The organism is Pectobacterium artocarpous (genome assembly GCF_046159765.1).
Lineage (GTDB): Bacteria > Pseudomonadota > Gammaproteobacteria > Enterobacterales > Enterobacteriaceae > Pectobacterium.
Genome location: NZ_JBJXVK010000003.1, coordinates 1 through 16,387 on the forward strand (window position 1 = coordinate 1; position 16,387 = coordinate 16,387).

11 protein-coding genes are annotated in these 16,387 nt (G+C 53.4%); 5 read left to right on the top strand and 6 right to left on the bottom strand.

The features are described from left to right. Positions 1 to 158: 158 nt before the first annotated feature. The gene (locus ACKQAD_RS02115; RefSeq protein WP_409158625.1) at positions 159 to 902 is read left to right on the top strand and encodes a DUF2461 domain-containing protein; all 744 of its coding nucleotides are present in this window, start codon (positions 159 to 161) and stop codon (positions 900 to 902) included. 18 nt (positions 903 to 920) lie between these two features. Here the strand turns inward: ACKQAD_RS02115 and ACKQAD_RS02120 are convergent, their stop codons facing one another. Together ACKQAD_RS02120 and ilvY are read right to left on the bottom strand one after the other, a co-directional pair. Further along, positions 921 to 1,721, bottom strand: coding sequence for a lysozyme inhibitor LprI family protein (locus ACKQAD_RS02120; protein WP_409158626.1), 801 nt, complete (start codon positions 1,719 to 1,721; stop codon positions 921 to 923). After that, a complete protein-coding gene (ilvY, locus tag ACKQAD_RS02125) occupies positions 1,718 to 2,608 on the bottom strand; it encodes an HTH-type transcriptional activator IlvY (RefSeq protein ID WP_119889096.1) in 891 nt (296 codons plus the stop codon). The genes ACKQAD_RS02120 and ilvY overlap by 4 nt, the downstream gene beginning before the upstream one ends. A gap of 186 nt (positions 2,609 to 2,794) precedes the next feature. On the opposite strand from ilvY, the gene ilvC reads away from it, so the two are divergent. Further along, entirely contained in the window at positions 2,795 to 4,276 is a 1,482-nt protein-coding gene (ilvC, locus tag ACKQAD_RS02130) for a ketol-acid reductoisomerase (RefSeq protein WP_409158627.1), read from the top strand. A 111-nt stretch (positions 4,277 to 4,387) separates the two neighbouring features. Here the strand turns inward: ilvC and putP are convergent, their stop codons facing one another. Continuing rightward, positions 4,388 to 5,872, bottom strand: a complete 1,485-nt coding sequence (putP, locus tag ACKQAD_RS02135; protein ID WP_409158628.1) for a sodium/proline symporter PutP — start codon at positions 5,870 to 5,872, stop codon at positions 4,388 to 4,390. A 195-nt stretch (positions 5,873 to 6,067) separates the two neighbouring features. Here putP and putA point away from each other — a divergent pair, with 195 nt between their 5' ends. Beyond that, positions 6,068 to 10,036 (top strand): trifunctional transcriptional regulator/proline dehydrogenase/L-glutamate gamma-semialdehyde dehydrogenase, encoded by a 3,969-nt coding sequence (gene putA / locus ACKQAD_RS02140; protein WP_409158629.1) that lies wholly within the window; start codon positions 6,068 to 6,070, stop codon positions 10,034 to 10,036. Between the two features lie 81 nt (positions 10,037 to 10,117). Here the strand turns inward: putA and ppiC are convergent, their stop codons facing one another. Next, the gene (gene ppiC / locus ACKQAD_RS02145) at positions 10,118 to 10,399 is read right to left on the bottom strand and encodes a peptidylprolyl isomerase PpiC (protein ID WP_015842110.1); all 282 of its coding nucleotides are present in this window, start codon (positions 10,397 to 10,399) and stop codon (positions 10,118 to 10,120) included. Between the two features lie 160 nt (positions 10,400 to 10,559). Here ppiC and rep point away from each other — a divergent pair, with 160 nt between their 5' ends. Continuing rightward, a complete protein-coding gene (rep, locus tag ACKQAD_RS02150) occupies positions 10,560 to 12,581 on the top strand; it encodes a DNA helicase Rep (protein WP_409158631.1) in 2,022 nt (673 codons plus the stop codon). A 279-nt stretch (positions 12,582 to 12,860) separates the two neighbouring features. On the opposite strand, the gene ppx is transcribed toward rep, so the two are convergent. Beyond that, positions 12,861 to 14,357, bottom strand: a complete 1,497-nt coding sequence (gene ppx, locus ACKQAD_RS02155; RefSeq protein ID WP_409158632.1) for an exopolyphosphatase — start codon at positions 14,355 to 14,357, stop codon at positions 12,861 to 12,863. Between the two features lie 6 nt (positions 14,358 to 14,363). Further along, on the bottom strand, positions 14,364 to 15,656 hold the full coding sequence (gene rhlB / locus ACKQAD_RS02160; RefSeq protein WP_409158633.1) for an ATP-dependent RNA helicase RhlB: 1,293 nt from the start codon (positions 15,654 to 15,656) through the stop codon (positions 14,364 to 14,366). A gap of 118 nt (positions 15,657 to 15,774) precedes the next feature. Here rhlB and trxA point away from each other — a divergent pair, with 118 nt between their 5' ends. Further along, entirely contained in the window at positions 15,775 to 16,101 is a 327-nt protein-coding gene (trxA, locus tag ACKQAD_RS02165; protein ID WP_010283883.1) for a thioredoxin TrxA, read from the top strand. Positions 16,102 to 16,387: the final 286 nt, after the last annotated feature.

The following is a 16,387-nucleotide window of genomic DNA, read 5'->3' on the forward strand; positions in this document are numbered from 1 at the left end:
GTTGGAGTGAACATATCAAAAACAGGCAATTACACAATTTAAATTACAGTCTCCTTAATACTCATCCTTTGGATAAGTGTGTCACGCCGCCGATGGTGTTTCGCCGTTGGTGGCGTTATCTTTATGTCATCTGATAGCAACAGGGATGGCATTTCTTTATGGCAACGCAATTCACCGGTTTTTCTCAAGCGGGGTTAACGTTTCTTCAGCAGGTTCGTCAGTACAACGATAAAGCGTGGTTTGATGAGCATCGTGCCGTTTACGATGAGCAACTGGTTGCGCCATTCCGCATGCTGGTGGATGAGCTCAGTCTGACCATGTTGCAGATTGACGACCATTTTGAAACGCGTCCTGCCATCGGCAAGACCCTCTCCCGTATTCACCGCGATACGCGTTTTTCTCACGATAAATCACGCTATCGCAGCCATATGTGGCTCACGTTCAAACGGACGCGCAAAGACTGGACCGATGCACCGGTGTATTTCTTTGAAATCACGCCGGATACCTGGCGCTATGGACTAGGTTATTACAGCGCGACGCGCAATACGATGGATCTGTTCCGCCAGACGCTGCGTGGTAATCCATCACAGTTTCTTGAGGTGGCGAACTGTCTGGGAAGTACCTTCGCACTGGAAGGGGAAAGCTATAAACGTCCGCTGATTAAAGATCAGGAGCCGGAACTGGCTGACTGGTATAACCGTAAATCATTTGCCGCGATATGTACCCGGCAGGATATGGACGCGCTGTTTTCCGGTGATCTGGTGACGGTTCTGTCACAGGGTTTTACCCAGCTTGAGCCGCTTTATCATTACCTGATGAATATTGAAACCATGAAGAAAGCCGCGCAGGAAGTGGAGTCAGATACGCGGGCTTTTTCGGCGGATAAGTGGTTTGAACGTTAGAGTAAGAGATAGCCAACGCTACGGCGTTTTCTGCTGTGCCCGTGGGTTTTTATCGCGTTCCAACAAATAGTTAAACAGGTAGCCTTCTTCCTGATTGTTGCCGAAGGCGACGATTTGCAGATGATCGTCGTCAATGCAGGTGAGCAGTAATTTCACCTGCTGGCCGAAGCTGCTTTCGCCTTTGCCAATCGCCTCTACATCGCTCATCTGACGAGCCGTAAAGGCAGCATCATCCAGCTTGTTACCGTAGCGGAAGGCAATGGATGCGCCGCCCTCAATCTTGCCGCGCTGGTTGGTCATGGTCAGGCTGACGGCGTGGTAGGGCGCTTTCTGATCGTACATTTCCCGAAAATAATCCCCCAGATCGCGGTACTCCTCGGCGGAAAGCCCTGACATTACATACTCATAGCTGAATGAGCCATGGAAGCAGGTGGTGTTTTTCACGGGCGTAATCGGCGAAGGGAGGGCGTGCTGCGCGATGTCATTCAGATAACGCAGCCGATTTAACTGCTGCTGATAGCGCTGGCGTAGACAGTCTTCGTCTTTGCACTGGTCACGGGTGGTTAGCCAACTGCGCTGAAACTGGTTGAGCGTTTTTTCCCACGGTGCGCTCTTGCCATAGGCCGTCAGGAACGAGCGGGAGGTCTTCCAGGCCTGCGCCAGTTCTTCATCCAACTGTCCGAGCAATGGGTTGGCGCAAATCAGTTTTTCCTGCGTCGAGGTAGCTTTGTCGCAGGGGAAACTGGCGGCCTGGGCGCTGTGGCTGAGGGAAAGCAGCGTCACCCCGACGGTGATGATGGCAGTGAAGGCTATCTTCATGGCGTGTCCTGTAATATGTCCCAAAAGGCGGCAATCAGCGGTTCGCCAAGCCGTTTTTTCTGTACGCAAACGCCCAGCTCAAGCGGCTCCATTACCTGTTCGACAAAGACAGAAACGCGGTTACGTACCGGTTCTGGGCTGTTCTCCAACACGACATTTGGAATCAGTGCGATGCCGCAGCCCAGCGCGACCATCGATACCATCGCTTCATGCCCGGAGATGGTGGCGTAAATTTGCGGATTGGTGATGTGGTTGCGTCGGAACCACAGATCGATGCGCTTACGCACCGGACCATGCTCCGGCAGGATGAACGGAATCTGCGACCAGTCAGGGTCTGCTTGCCGCACCAGCGACTGAACAGGGCAGGGAAGGGCTGGGATAATCAACGCCAGAGGCAGCTTATCGAGCGGCATGAAATCCACGCTGGCCGGGAGCGCCTCTGGGCGCCCTGCAATCCCCAAATCCCCATCATTCGACTGAATTTTCTCAACGGCATCGGCGGCATCGCCGGTTGTCAGCTTAATTTCTACCAGCGGGTGCAGCGCCCGAAAGCGATCCAGAATCGGCGGCAGGTGGCTGTAGGCGGCGGTGACGGAACAGAAGATCCGCAACTCGCCGCTTAATGACGGCCCGTGCTGGTCTATCGTGTGGCGTAGCTGCTGGTATTGCAGCAGCGTTTGCTGGGCGAACAGCTTCAGATGCTCTCCGGCATCGGTGAGCTGTACGGTACGGTTATCACGCAGAAACAGCGTCTGCCCTAAATCCTCCTCCAGCCGCTGAATTTGCCGCGACAGCGTGGACGGACTGATGTGCATCGCTTTGGCAGTACGGCCAAAGTGCCGACTTTCTGCGAGGTGCAGGAATAATTTGAGATCACGTAAATCCATGCGACGCAGGCCCCGTTTTTTATCTTGCAACCGCTTTTTATCTTGCAAATAGTGCAATATGACGTTGCTAATATATCAATTTAAGCAATGCAATTCCTGTCATATGATGGGTCATAGTAAATTCCCACCTGGTGGGAATCCTTTCTCTCGAATAACAGACAAACAAAACCGTATACGGAGCACGACATGGCTAACTATTTCAACACATTAAACCTGCGTCAGCAGCTGGATCAATTGGGCAAATGCCGCTTTATGGGGCGTGATGAATTTGCCGATGAGGCGAGCTACCTGAAAGGGAAAAAAGTGGTGATCGTCGGCTGTGGCGCTCAGGGCCTGAATCAGGGTCTGAACATGCGTGATTCCGGTCTGGATATCGCTTATGCCCTGCGTGCTGAAGCCATTGCAGAAAAACGTGCATCATGGCGCAAAGCGACCGAAAACGGCTTCACCGTTGGCACCTACGAAGATCTGATCCCACAGGCTGATCTGGTGGTTAACCTGACGCCGGACAAACAGCACTCCGCCGTGGTTCAGGCAGTACAGCCGTTGATGAAGCAGGGCGCTGCGCTGGGCTACTCTCACGGTTTCAACATCGTTGAAGTGGGCGAACAAATCCGTAAAGACATCACCGTTGTGATGGTGGCGCCGAAGTGCCCAGGTACAGAAGTACGTGAAGAATACAAACGTGGTTTCGGCGTACCGACGTTGATCGCGGTTCACCCGGAAAACGATCCGAAAGGCGAAGGCATGGCTATTGCCAAAGCCTGGGCTGCGGCAACCGGTGGTCACCGTGCTGGCGTTCTGCAATCCTCTTTCGTTGCGGAAGTGAAATCTGACCTGATGGGCGAGCAGACCATTCTGTGCGGTATGTTGCAGGCGGGTTCTTTGCTGAGCTTCGACAAATTGGTTGCTGAAGGCACCGATCCGGCTTATGCCGAAAAACTGATTCAGTTCGGTTGGGAAACCATCACCGAAGCGCTGAAGCAGGGCGGGATTACACTGATGATGGATCGCCTGTCCAACCCGGCAAAACTGCGTGCTTACGCGCTGTCTGAGCAGTTGAAAGGCATCATGGCGCCTCTGTTCCAGAAACACATGGATGACATCATCTCCGGCGAATTCTCCAGCGGCATGATGGCCGACTGGGCGAACGATGACGTGAAATTGCTGACCTGGCGTGAAGAGACAGGTAAGACGGCATTCGAAAACGCACCGCAGTTCGACGGTAAAATCGCTGAGCAAGAATACTTTGATAACGGTGTGCTGATGGTAGCGATGGTGAAAGCGGGCGTTGAACTGGCGTTTGAAACCATGGTGAGCTCCGGCATCATCGAAGAATCCGCTTACTACGAATCACTGCATGAACTGCCGCTGATCGCCAACACCATTGCGCGTAAGCGTCTGTATGAAATGAACGTGGTTATCTCTGATACCGCAGAATACGGTAATTACCTGTTTGCTAACGCTGCCGTTCCGTTGCTGAAAGATGCGTTCATGGCTTCTCTGCAACCGGGCGATCTGGGCAAAGCGGTAGCGGGTACTACTGAAGTCGACAATGCGCAACTGCGTGATGTTAACGAAGCAATCCGTAACCACCCAATCGAAACGGTAGGCCGCACGCTGCGTGGCTACATGACGGATATGAAACGTATCGCCGTTGCGGGTTAATTCCTGTCGGTGATCGAAATAGAAGAAATAGAAGAGGGCACAGCATTAGCTGTGCCCTCTTTTTTTGAGCTTTTTTATCGCCGGACTTTTGTCGCAATCAAACGTGTTTGATCAAACAGACTTATATTCCGCTTCCGCCTGATTGAAGCGGTCGGTAATTGCTTTTGATGGCGCTTTACCCAGCAGGCTGACGATAAAAATGGTCAGGCTGTTGAAGATGAAACCAGGGATAATTTCATACAGACCCAGCCAGGCGTACTGTTTCCAGATCAGCACGGTTGCTGCACCCACGATCATACCGAGCAGCGCACCATTGCGCGTCATGCGCGGCCACAGCAGAGAAATCAAAATCACCGGCCCGAATGCGGCACCGAACCCAGCCCAGGCATAGCTCACCAAGCCCAGCACGCGGTTTTCAGGATTCAGCGACAGCGCGATAGCAATCATCGCCACTAACAGCACCATGGCACGACCGACCCACACTAGCTCTTTCTGGCTGGCATTTTTGCGCAGGAAGGGTTTGTATAAATCTTCGGTAATAGCGCTGGAACACACCAGTAACTGGCAACTTAGTGTGCTCATCACCGCAGCCAGAATGGCCGACAGCAGCACGCCGGCAATCCATGGATTAAACAACAGCATGGACAGTTCGATAAAGACGCGCTCGCTGTTTTGCGCCACGTTACCTGCTTGATCCGGGTTATTGTTGAAGTAAGCGATGCCAAAGAAGCCCACCGTCACGGCTCCGGCCAGACACAGAATCATCCAGGTCATACTAATGCGGCGTGCGCTGTGGATCGTGTGGTGTGAATCGGCGGCCATAAAACGCGCCAGAATGTGCGGCTGGCCGAAATAGCCCAGACCCCAGCCCATCAGCGAGAGGATAGCGACGAAATTCAGCTCCTTAAACATATCCAGATTGGTCGGGTTTTTCGCTTCGATCACCATTAGCGAGGTGTCTATTCCTCCCAGCGATAAAATGACCATCACCGGCGTCAGAATCAGGGCGAAAATCATCAGGCTGGCCTGCACCGTATCCGTCCAGCTCACAGCCAGAAAGCCGCCAATAAAGGTATAGGCGATGGTGGCTGCGGCTCCGGCCCATAATGCGGTGCCGTAACTCATACCGAAAGTGCTTTCAAACAGGCGAGCTCCGGCTACTACGCCGGATGCACAATAAATGGTGAAGAAAATCAGGATCACTAATGCGGAAATCACGCGCAGTAATTTGCTGTTATCTTCAAAGCGGTGGGTGAAATAGTCAGGAAGGGTGAGCGCGTTGTGGTTGATTTCGGTGTGTACGCGCAGGCGTCCGGCGACCCATTTCCAGTTCAGGTATGCGCCTAACGTCAGGCCGATAGCGATCCAGCTTTCAGAAATACCGGAAATGAAAATGGCACCCGGTAACCCCATCAGCAGCCAGCCGCTCATATCAGAAGCGCCAGCCGACAGGGCAGTGACCACGCTTCCCATCCGACGTCCGCCCAGAATGTAATCGCCAAAGTTATTGGTGGCGCGGTAGGCAAACAGGCCGATGAGGACCATCCCGAAAATATACACCAGAAACGTCACCAGCATGGGTGTGCTAATTGTCATTCAACTCTCCACATTATTTTTCGTGCCGCTGTCGCGGCGACGCTGTGTTTTATCGTCATCACTCAGGCCGGAACGAGGTCTGGAGGTGATAAGGGGTTGCAACCGCTCCATTTGTTAACAAGGTTGCACAAAGTTGCAACATGGTTGATATTGGCGTTATCCCGATGTGCATCTTCTTATACAGGAGTGGACTCTATGGGCTCTACCACGATGGGTGTCAAACTCGATGAGGAAACGCGCGAACGCATCAAGGCGGCAGCACAGCGTATTGATCGCACACCGCACTGGCTGATCAAACAGGCTATTTTCCATTACCTCGAACGCCTCGAAAGTGGCCTCGACACTCCTGAAATACCGCAATGGGCGAACGTCAGCCACATTGAAGCGGACGAGATTATGCCGCAATCTCAGGAAGAAGAAACCCACCTACCCTTTCTTGATTTTGCTGAGCATGTTCTTCCTCAGTCCGTTATCCGCGCTGCCATTACGTCTGCTTACCGCCGTCCCGAAAGTGAACTGGTGCCTATCTTGCTTGAACAGGCAAGACTTACCGATGAAATGTCGCAGTTAACGCAGAAATTGGCTTATCAACTGGCAGAAAAATTACGCGGTCAGAAAGCCGGAAATGGGCGCGCGGGCATTGTGCAAGGATTGCTACAGGAATTCTCACTTTCTTCTCAGGAAGGGGTGGCGTTGATGTGTTTAGCTGAAGCGCTGCTGCGTATTCCTGATAAATCCACGCGTGATGCGCTGATTCGCGACAAGATCAGTCGGGGAAACTGGCAGGCGCATCTAGGTCATAGTTCGTCGCTCTTCGTGAATGCCGCTACCTGGGGGTTGCTGTTTACCGGAAAGTTGGTGGCGACACACAATGAAGCCCACCTGTCGACTTCGCTGAACCGCATGATCGGGAAAAGCGGTGAACCGCTTATCCGCAAAGGCGTTGATATGGCCATGCGGCTGATGGGGGAGCAGTTTGTTACGGGCGAAACGATCGGCGAAGCGCTAGCGAATGCCCGTGAGCGAGAAGAGAAAGGCTTCCGTTACTCTTACGATATGCTAGGTGAAGCGGCGCTGACAGAGCAGGATGCTGCCGCGTATCTGACTGCCTATCAGCAGGCGATTCATGCTATCGGCAAAGCTTCTAACGGGCGCGGGATTTACGAAGGGCCGGGTATCTCCATCAAGCTATCGGCGCTGCATCCACGCTATAGCCGGTCGCAGTACGACCGTGTAATGGAAGAACTCTACCCGCGTTTGTTGACGCTGACGCTGTTGGCGCGCCAGTACGATATCGGGATCAATATCGATGCAGAGGAAGCCGACCGACTGGAGATCTCGCTCGATCTGCTGGAAAAACTCTGCATGGAGCCGCAGCTGGCGGGGTGGAACGGTATCGGATTTGTCATTCAGGCTTATCAGAAACGCTGCCCGTATGTCATCGATGCGCTGATTGAGCTGGCACAGCGCAGCCGTCGACGTCTGATGATTCGTCTGGTGAAAGGCGCGTACTGGGATAGCGAAATCAAGCGGGCACAGGTTGACGGGCTGGAAGGCTACCCTGCCTACACGCGTAAGATCTATACCGATGTGTCGTATCTGGCGTGTGCCCGCAAGCTGCTGGCCGTACCGAATCTGATTTACCCGCAGTTCGCCACGCACAACGCGCAGACACTAAGCGCGATCTACCACATGGCGGGCAACAATTACTATCCCGGTCAGTATGAGTTTCAGTGCCTGCACGGTATGGGGGAACCGCTCTATGATCAGGTGGTGGGGACGGTTGCGGACGGTAAACTGAATCGTCCGTGTCGTATTTATGCGCCGGTCGGAACCCATGAAACGTTGCTGGCTTATCTGGTTCGGCGTCTGCTGGAAAACGGCGCGAATACTTCTTTTGTTAACCGTATTGCGGATACCTCAATGGCGATAGAAACGCTGATTGCCGACCCCATTCACGGCGTAGAGGCACTGGCAAAAGTCGAATTGAGCATGGGAGCCCAGCATCCCCGTATTCCTCTGCCGCGACAGTTGTATGGTCGGGAGCGGCAAAACTCGAGCGGGCTGGATCTCTCGAACGAGCATCGGTTGGCCTCGCTCTCCAGCACGTTGCTGAGTCACGCGCTTCAGCCGTGGTATGCCGCACCGATGATTGAGGGAGAAAGTGAGGCGATCGAAGAAAAGCCCGTGCTGAATCCCGCCGATGTGCACGATGTGGTTGGCTATGTTCGCGATGCCTCTGTGGGGGATGTTGAACGGGCGATAGAAACGGCTGTGCATGCCGGTACTATCTGGTTTGCGACGCCGCCCGTAGAACGGGCCGCGATACTGAGTCAGGCCGCGTCGCTGATGGAAGGGCAGTTGCAAAGCCTGCTGGGGCTGCTGGTGCGGGAAGCGGGGAAATCCTTCAGTAACGCGATTGCGGAAGTGCGCGAAGCGGTGGACTTTTTACGCTATTACGCGGCTCAGATGCGGGATTCATTCACCAATGATACCCATCGTCCGCTAGGGCCGGTGGTTTGTATCAGCCCGTGGAATTTCCCGCTGGCGATCTTCACCGGACAAATTTCTGCCGCACTGGCGGCAGGAAACAGCGTATTGGCGAAACCCGCTGAACAGACACCGCTGATTGCGGCACAGGCAGTACGTATTTTACATGAAGCGGGCGTCCCTCAGGGTGTTCTGCAATTACTGCCTGGTCAGGGAGAAACGATTGGCGCAGCGTTGGTCAACGATGAAAGGGTACGCGGCGTGGTGTTTACCGGATCGACGACCGTTGCCAAAACCCTGCAACGCGGTATCGCGGGCAGGCTCGATCCACAGGGGCGTTTGACGCCGCTGATTGCCGAAACGGGTGGTCTGAATGCGATGATTGTCGATTCATCTGCGCTGACGGAACAGGTGGTAAATGATGTTATTGCCTCTGCATTCGACAGCGCCGGACAGCGTTGCTCGGCGCTGCGCCTGCTGTGCCTGCAAGAGGATATCGCGGATCGCACTCTGGCTATGCTGCGTGGCGCGATGGCGGAGTGTCGAATGGGGAATCCTGAGCGGCTATCGACCGATATCGGCCCGCTGATTGACGCCGAGGCGAAAGAGAACGTGGAACTGCATATCCAGACGATGCGGGCGAAAGGCCATACGGTATTTCAGGCAGCGTATCCGCAGGATGAGGAGACGTGGCGGCAGGGGACGTTTGTGAAGCCGACCCTGATCGAACTGGGCAAGATAGACGAACTGAAAAAAGAAGTTTTTGGTCCAGTTTTACACGTTGTTCGCTATCAAAGCCAGCAGTTGGGTTCCGTGATTGAGCAGATCAACGCGGCGGGATATGGCCTGACGCTGGGTGTGCATACCCGCATTGATGAAACCATCCAGCATGTGACGGGTGAGGCGAGGGTGGGCAACCAATATGTGAACCGCAATATGGTCGGTGCCGTTGTTGGGGTTCAGCCGTTTGGTGGTGAAGGCCTATCGGGAACCGGGCCAAAGGCTGGCGGGCCGCTTTATCTGTACCGCTTGCTGACACATCGGCCGGACGATGCGCTTGCGGCAGAATTCGCACAGCAGAACCGTGAGCAGGCGCTGGATGTGTCTGCTCGATCGTCGCTGCTGACGGGGCTACAGGCGCTAGAGGACTGGGCGATTGCCGGGGAGCGTCACGGGCTGGCGGCGTTATGCCAGCGCTACAGAGAATATAGCGTGAGCGGGACAACGCTATTGCTGCCCGGCCCGACAGGGGAACGTAATTCCTACACGCTGCTGCCGCGTGAGCGGATTCTGTGTCTGGCGGAGAATGAGGAAGACCGCCTGATTCAGACGGCTGCGGTGCTGGCAACGGGCGGGAAGCTGCTATGGCTGGAGGGTGAGCAGGAGAAAACGCTCTATGAGTATTTACCCGCCGAGGTACAGTCGCATATTCAATTCACGCCGGACTGGCAGCGGCACGACGTATCTTTTCATGGCGTCATTTACCATGGAGATGCCGATCGGTTGCGGCAGTTGAGTAAAACGCTTGCAGAGCGCGATGGCCCGATTATCCAGCCTCTGGGTTATGCGCAGGGTGATACCTACGTTCAGTTGGAGCGTCTACTGACTGAACGTTCTCTGAGTGTCAATACAGCCGCTGCGGGCGGCAACGCTAGCCTGATGACGATAGGGTAGTCAGGCGTTTAAAAATAGGAAAAGCGCGCCAAACCAGAAGGTCGGCGTGCTTTTTATGTTTGTTTACGTTGGCCTAACGACTTAATTGCGGTACAGCACCTTGATCACATGGTAACCAAACTGGGTTTTCACTGGGCCAAACGGTTTCAGCAATTCGCAGGAAAACACGGCCTTATCAAACGCAGGCACCATGTCGCCTTTACGAAATTCACCTAAATCACCGCCATTGCGCTTTGACGGGCAGGTCGAGTGTTTTTGCGCCAGTTTCTGGAAGTCTGCGCCTTTTTCCAGTTGAGCAAGAATGTCGTTAGCCTGCTGTTCAGTGTCCACCAGGATGTGCAACGCTGCTGCCGTATTTGCCATGTTGTTACCTTTTTTGCAAAAGAGATTCCGGCGCGCAATGTAACATTTGTAAGGCAAGATGTGGACTGCGGCGTGCTTTCCTTAATAACAAATCCCTTGTCAAGATCGATACGGCTTTCTGCTACAATCGCCTTCCGTTTTATGAGTGAGCAAGATCGTTATGCGCTTAAACCCCAGCCAACAACACGCCGTCGAATTCGTCACCGGACCTTGTCTGGTTCTGGCGGGCGCAGGTTCAGGCAAGACCCGCGTGATCACCAACAAAATCGCGCACCTTATCCGCCAGTGTGGCTATCAGGCTCGGCACATTGCTGCCGTGACGTTTACCAACAAAGCGGCGCGGGAGATGAAGGAGCGCGTGGCGCAAACGCTGGGGCGCAAAGAAACGCGTGGGTTGATGATTGCGACCTTCCATACGCTGGGGTTGGAGATCATTAAACGCGAATACGCCGCATTGGGGATGAAATCCAACTTCTCCCTGTTCGACGATCAGGATCAGATGGCGCTGCTGAAAGAGCTGACGGAGAAGTGGCTGGAAAATGATAAGGTTCTGTTGCAACAGCTGATCTCGACGATCTCAAACTGGAAAAACGATCTGATCGATCCTGCTGGTGCAGCCGCGACGGCGCGTTCCGAACGCGACAAGCTGTTTGTGCACTGCTACTCGCTCTATCATGAACATTTGCGCGCCTGTAACGTGCTGGACTTCGACGATCTGATTTTGCTGCCCACGCTGTTGCTGAAGCAGAACGTTGAAGTACGCGAACGTTGGCAGAACCGCTTACGCTACCTGCTGGTGGATGAATATCAGGACACCAATACCAGCCAGTATGAGCTGGTAAAACTGCTGGTCGGCACCCGTGCGCGTTTCACCGTCGTAGGAGATGACGATCAGTCTATTTACTCCTGGCGCGGGGCGCGTCCACAGAACCTGGTGCTGCTACAACAGGATTTCCCCACGCTGGACGTAATCAAACTGGAACAAAACTATCGCTCATCTGGGCGAATTCTAAAAGCGGCGAATATTCTCATCGCCAATAACCCGCATGTCTTTGAAAAACGGCTGTTCTCGGAGCTGGGCTATGGTGATGAACTCAAAGTGATTACCGCTAACAACGAAGATCACGAAGCGGAGCGGGTCGTTGGTGAGTTGATCGCCCATCACTTTGTAAAAAAGACCCAGTATGGCGACTATGCCATTTTGTATCGTGGTAACCATCAGTCACGTCTGTTTGAAAAGATGCTGATGCAGAACCGTATTCCGTATCGCATTTCTGGCGGCACGTCCTTTTTCTCCCGACCTGAAATTAAGGATCTGCTGGCTTATCTGCGCGTCCTGACTAACCCGGATGATGACAGTGCGTTCTTGCGCATCGTGAACACACCCAAACGTGAGATTGGCCCGGCGACGATGAAAAAGCTGGGTGAGTGGGCGGGACAACGCAACAAAGGCCTGTTCAGCGCGAGTTTTGATTTGGGGCTGAGTCAGTCGCTGACCGGGCGCGGATTGGAGTCCCTGCAACGGTTTACGCAATGGATGTCGGACATCGCCCGTCTGGCAGAGCGTGAGCCGGTAGCCGCCGTGCGCGACCTGATTCATGGATTGGACTACGAAAGCTGGCTCTATGAAACCTCGGCCAGCCCAAAAGCCGCAGAAATGCGGATGAAGAACGTCAACCAGTTATTTAGCTGGATGACGGAAATGCTGGAAGGCTCCGAATTGGATGAGCCCATGACATTGACGCAGGTGGTGACGCGCTTCACCCTACGAGACATGATGGAACGTGGAGAAAGTGAAGAGGAACTGGATCAGGTACAACTGATGACGCTGCATGCGTCCAAAGGTCTGGAATTTCCGTACGTCTTTTTGGTTGGGATGGAAGAGGGACTACTACCGCACCAAAGTAGCATTGATGAAGACAACGTTGATGAAGAACGCCGTCTGGCGTACGTGGGGATTACACGCGCGCAGCGTGAATTGATCTTCACGTTGTGTAAAGAGCGCCGCCAGTATGGTGAATTGGTTTACCCTGAGCCGAGTCGTTTCCTGCTGGAATTGCCGCAGGATGATGTCGTGTGGGAAACGGAACGGAAAGTGGTCAGCGCACAAGAGCGTATGCAGAAAGGTCAGGCAAACGTTGCCAATATTCGGGCGATGTTAGCAAAAGCAAAAGGGGAGTAGTATACCCGTCATACTTCAAGCTGCATGTGCGTTGGCAATACTCGGTTCATCTCTGAGCCTCGCCCTGAGGAGCCACCGCAAGCGGCGTTCAAATTGGCTAAGCCAATTTGTCCTTACTCACCCCAGTCACTTACTGATGTAAGCTCCTGGGGATTCGTGCGCTTGCCGCGTTACGATGCTCATTACTGAGCATCGCCCTAAAGCGCTAACGCTTCGCGTTGTTCAAAACGTTAACGTTTTGTCCTGCAACTCGAATTATTTAGGGTATATATATGCTTGTTAAGCGGGGGTTTCTTCCAGCATCAGCGGCCAGTGTACGTAACTCTGCCAGCGACTTTCCTGTTCCAGCATTTCTGCCCGTAATGGATGCTGCGCCAGCCAGCCATCAGGCAGAATCAAACGCAGTGTTTCGCCTTCTACGCGTAATCGTACGGCTGGCAGCGTGTCATCGCGGCGGCGGCTGGCAAAAATAATCGCCAAACGCAACAGGCGACACAGGCGCTGCGCCTGATTGACTGGCAGCGCATTCTGCTGACTCAGCGGCATTAAATCGACAGGGTTAATCTGGTTTTGCAGAAGTGTGGCTAACAGTTTCTTCTGAGCGGGCGTAAAGCCAGGGAGGTCGCTATGGCGAATCAAATAGGCTGCATGCTGGGGCGCCTGGCGAAAATCGATGCTTAAACCGATTTCATGCACCAGACAGGCGCTGCGCAGTAACTCGCGACATCGGTTATCTAACTGCCAGTCACGGGCAACCTGTTGCAGAAAGTTGTCTGCCAGTGTGCTGACGCGCTTAGCCTGTTCGGCATCCAGCAGATAGCGGCGTTGCAGCGTTGCCAGCGTGCGGTGACGGATATCCTGATCGATGGGCAGATGCAACATGCCATAGACCAGCCCTTCACGCAGTGCTCCGCCCGCCAGCGTCATCGTTTTGATGTCGAGCTCCTGGAAGATCGCTAGTAGGATGGCTAATCCACTGGGAAAAACCAGCGCGCGTTCCAACGTCAGGCCTTCAATTTCCAGCTCTTCCAGCTTATCGCACTGAATCGCATGTTCTTTAAGCTGTCTCAGTTTTGGCAGGGTAATGTACTCATCCATTCCCTGCGCGACCATGATTTCTTGTAGTGCTTGTACTGTGCCGGAAGCACCGACGCAGATTTGCCAACCCTGCTCGCGCAGCGAGGCGGCAACGGGACGCAGCATTTCACGCGCCGCATGTTCCGCGTGTTCAAAATTACCGACTTCTAGATTGCGGTCGCTGAAATAGCGATCCAGCCACGTTACGCATCCCATCGGGAGGCTGATTAGCTGGGTCGTTTTTGCACCAACCCCGGTCGCCAGTTCGGTACTGCCGCCGCCGATATCCACGACCAAGCGAGCATCCGGGCCGCCCGTCGTATGTGCTACGCCTTGATAAATCAGGCGGGCTTCTTCTTCACCGCTAATAACCTGAATCGGCAAGCCCAGTATGTCCTGAGCTCGTTGCAGAAACTCGTCAGCATTCGTTGCCAACCGCAGGGTTGCGGTTGCGACAATGCGCACCTGCTCCTGCGGGATGTCCTGCAACCGTTCGGAGAACAGTTGCAGACACTGCCAGCCGCGCTGCATCGCGTCCTGCGAGAGCCGATTCTGTTTATCCAGCCCTGCCGCAAGGCGGACTTTACGCTTTATTTTCGCCAGCGTCTGAATGCTGCCTGCGGTTTCCCGGGCGACCAGCATATGGAAGCTGTTCGAGCCGAGATCGATGGCAGCGTAAAGTGAAGAAGAGCTCAGCATCGACGGTTAATCCGCTCGTTTACGGTTATTACGGGGCGCTCCACTGCGGCGCGGCGCATTGTTGTGTCGGCGCGGGCCATTATTGGAACGCGGTGGGCGCGTTAAACGCTTCGGTGCGGGTAGATCATTCATCAGCGCGTCGCTGTTGTATTTGCTGACCGGGATGCTGTGACCGATATAGGTCTCGATAGCTGGAAGGTTCAGCGCGTACTCTTCACAAGCCAGACTGATAGAATTTCCGCTTTGTCCCGCACGGCCAGTACGGCCAATACGATGAACGTAGTCTTCGCAATCATCCGGCAGGTCGTAGTTGAAAACGTGAGTCACGGAAGGAATGTGCAAACCGCGTGCTGCAACGTCCGTTGCCACCAGAATATCCAGATTACCCTGGGTAAATGCTTCCAGAATGCGCAGGCGTTTTTTCTGCGCGACGTCGCCTGTCAGCAGCCCAACGCGATGACCGTCGGCAGCCAGATGACCCCAAATGTCTTCGCAGCGATGCTTGGTATTCGCGAAAATAATGCAGCGATCCGGCCACTCTTCTTCCAGCAGTGTCTGGAGCAGGCGCATTTTTTCTTCGTTGGATGGATAAAACAGTTCTTCTTTAATGCGATGGCCGGTTTTCTGTTCCGGTTCAACTTCCACATACTCTGCGTTATTCATCTGTTCAAACGCGAGTTCACGCACCCGGTAGGAGAGCGTTGCGGAAAAGAGCATGTTCAGACGCTGTGTCGCTGGTGGCATGCGGCGGAACAACCAGCGAATATCTTTGATGAAGCCGAGATCGTACATACGGTCCGCTTCGTCCAGCACGACGACCTGAATCGCGCCCAGATTGATGTGATTCTGTTTAGCGTAATCGATCAGGCGACCCGTGGTGCCGATCAGAATATCAACGCCGTTTTCCAGCACCTTAAGCTGCTTGTCGTAGCCGTCTCCACCGTAGGCTAAACCCAGTTTTAACCCGGTAAGGTGAGACAGCGCTTCTGCATCAGAGTGAATCTGGACAGCCAGTTCACGGGTTGGTGCCATAATTAAGGCACGTGGTTGATTGGTCTGACGCTCTGCATTTGCAGGGTGTGAAAGCAAATAATGGAAAGTAGACGCGAGAAAAGCCAGCGTCTTGCCAGTACCGGTTTGCGCCTGACCTGCAACATCACGCCCTGACAGAGCCAATGGCAGAGCTAACGCCTGAATAGGCGTACAGTTATGAAACCCTTTGCTTTCAAGAGCTTCAATAACCTGCGGGTGCAGGGCGAAGTCGGAAAACTTCTGTTCAGTTAAGTGTGTTTTGCTCATAGTGTGGTAGAATATCAGCTAACTATTGCTTTACGAAAGCGTATCCGGTGAAATAAAGTCAAGCCGTTGTTGGTTAATGCTACACCAACAAGGTAGAAATAATCCTGCGGAGTAAAATATGAGCGATAAAATAATTCACCTGACTGATGACAGCTTCGGCACGAAAGTACTGCAAGCTGAGGGCGCTATCTTGGTTGATTTCTGGGCTGAGTGGTGTGGTCCTTGCAAAATGATCGCTCCTATTCTGGATGAAATCGCCGAAGAGTTTGAAGGTAAACTGACGGTTACCAAATTGAACATTGATGAAAATCCGGCCACTGCGCCGAAATACGGTATCCGTGGTATTCCTACTCTTCTGCTGTTTAAAAACGGTGAAGTCGCCGCGACCAAAGTCGGCGCACTGTCCAAAGGGCAACTGAAAGAGTTCCTGACGGCGAATCTGTAATTAGCTTTAATACCCCTTAAAAGGGTATTGCCGGCGGGCGCAATCGGGCGATATGCAATTCTCATATTGACCGCTTGCCGCTCGTCGGGAAGCGTGTTAGATTCTTCATCACTGCATATCGTACTTGCCTATGTTTAAGCCCTTAGGCTTAAGCCTGAAAGTTAGAGTCTAAAGCATTATTCTGTGTCGAAATCGAAAAATCGTTGTTTTACAAAGTCTTTTTTGAAAAATAATTGTTTTACAATACGTTTGTGATCCGATTTTGGCAGTCTACTAGTTTTATAAC

Coding starts and splice junctions, on each gene's coding strand:
- rep (WP_409158631.1), top strand. CDS start 10,560: ATGCGCTTAAACCCCAGCCAACAACACGCCGTCGAATTCGTCACCGGA.
- putP (WP_409158628.1), bottom strand. CDS start 5,872: ATGACAATTAGCACACCCATGCTGGTGACGTTTCTGGTGTATATTTTC.
- ilvC (WP_409158627.1), top strand. CDS start 2,795: ATGGCTAACTATTTCAACACATTAAACCTGCGTCAGCAGCTGGATCAA.
- ACKQAD_RS02115 (WP_409158625.1), top strand. CDS start 159: ATGGCAACGCAATTCACCGGTTTTTCTCAAGCGGGGTTAACGTTTCTT.
- ppx (WP_409158632.1), bottom strand. CDS start 14,357: ATGCTGAGCTCTTCTTCACTTTACGCTGCCATCGATCTCGGCTCGAAC.
- rhlB (WP_409158633.1), bottom strand. CDS start 15,656: ATGAGCAAAACACACTTAACTGAACAGAAGTTTTCCGACTTCGCCCTG.
- ppiC (WP_015842110.1), bottom strand. CDS start 10,399: ATGGCAAATACGGCAGCAGCGTTGCACATCCTGGTGGACACTGAACAG.
- ilvY (WP_119889096.1), bottom strand. CDS start 2,608: ATGGATTTACGTGATCTCAAATTATTCCTGCACCTCGCAGAAAGTCGG.
- putA (WP_409158629.1), top strand. CDS start 6,068: ATGGGCTCTACCACGATGGGTGTCAAACTCGATGAGGAAACGCGCGAA.
- ACKQAD_RS02120 (WP_409158626.1), bottom strand. CDS start 1,721: ATGAAGATAGCCTTCACTGCCATCATCACCGTCGGGGTGACGCTGCTT.
- trxA (WP_010283883.1), top strand. CDS start 15,775: ATGAGCGATAAAATAATTCACCTGACTGATGACAGCTTCGGCACGAAA.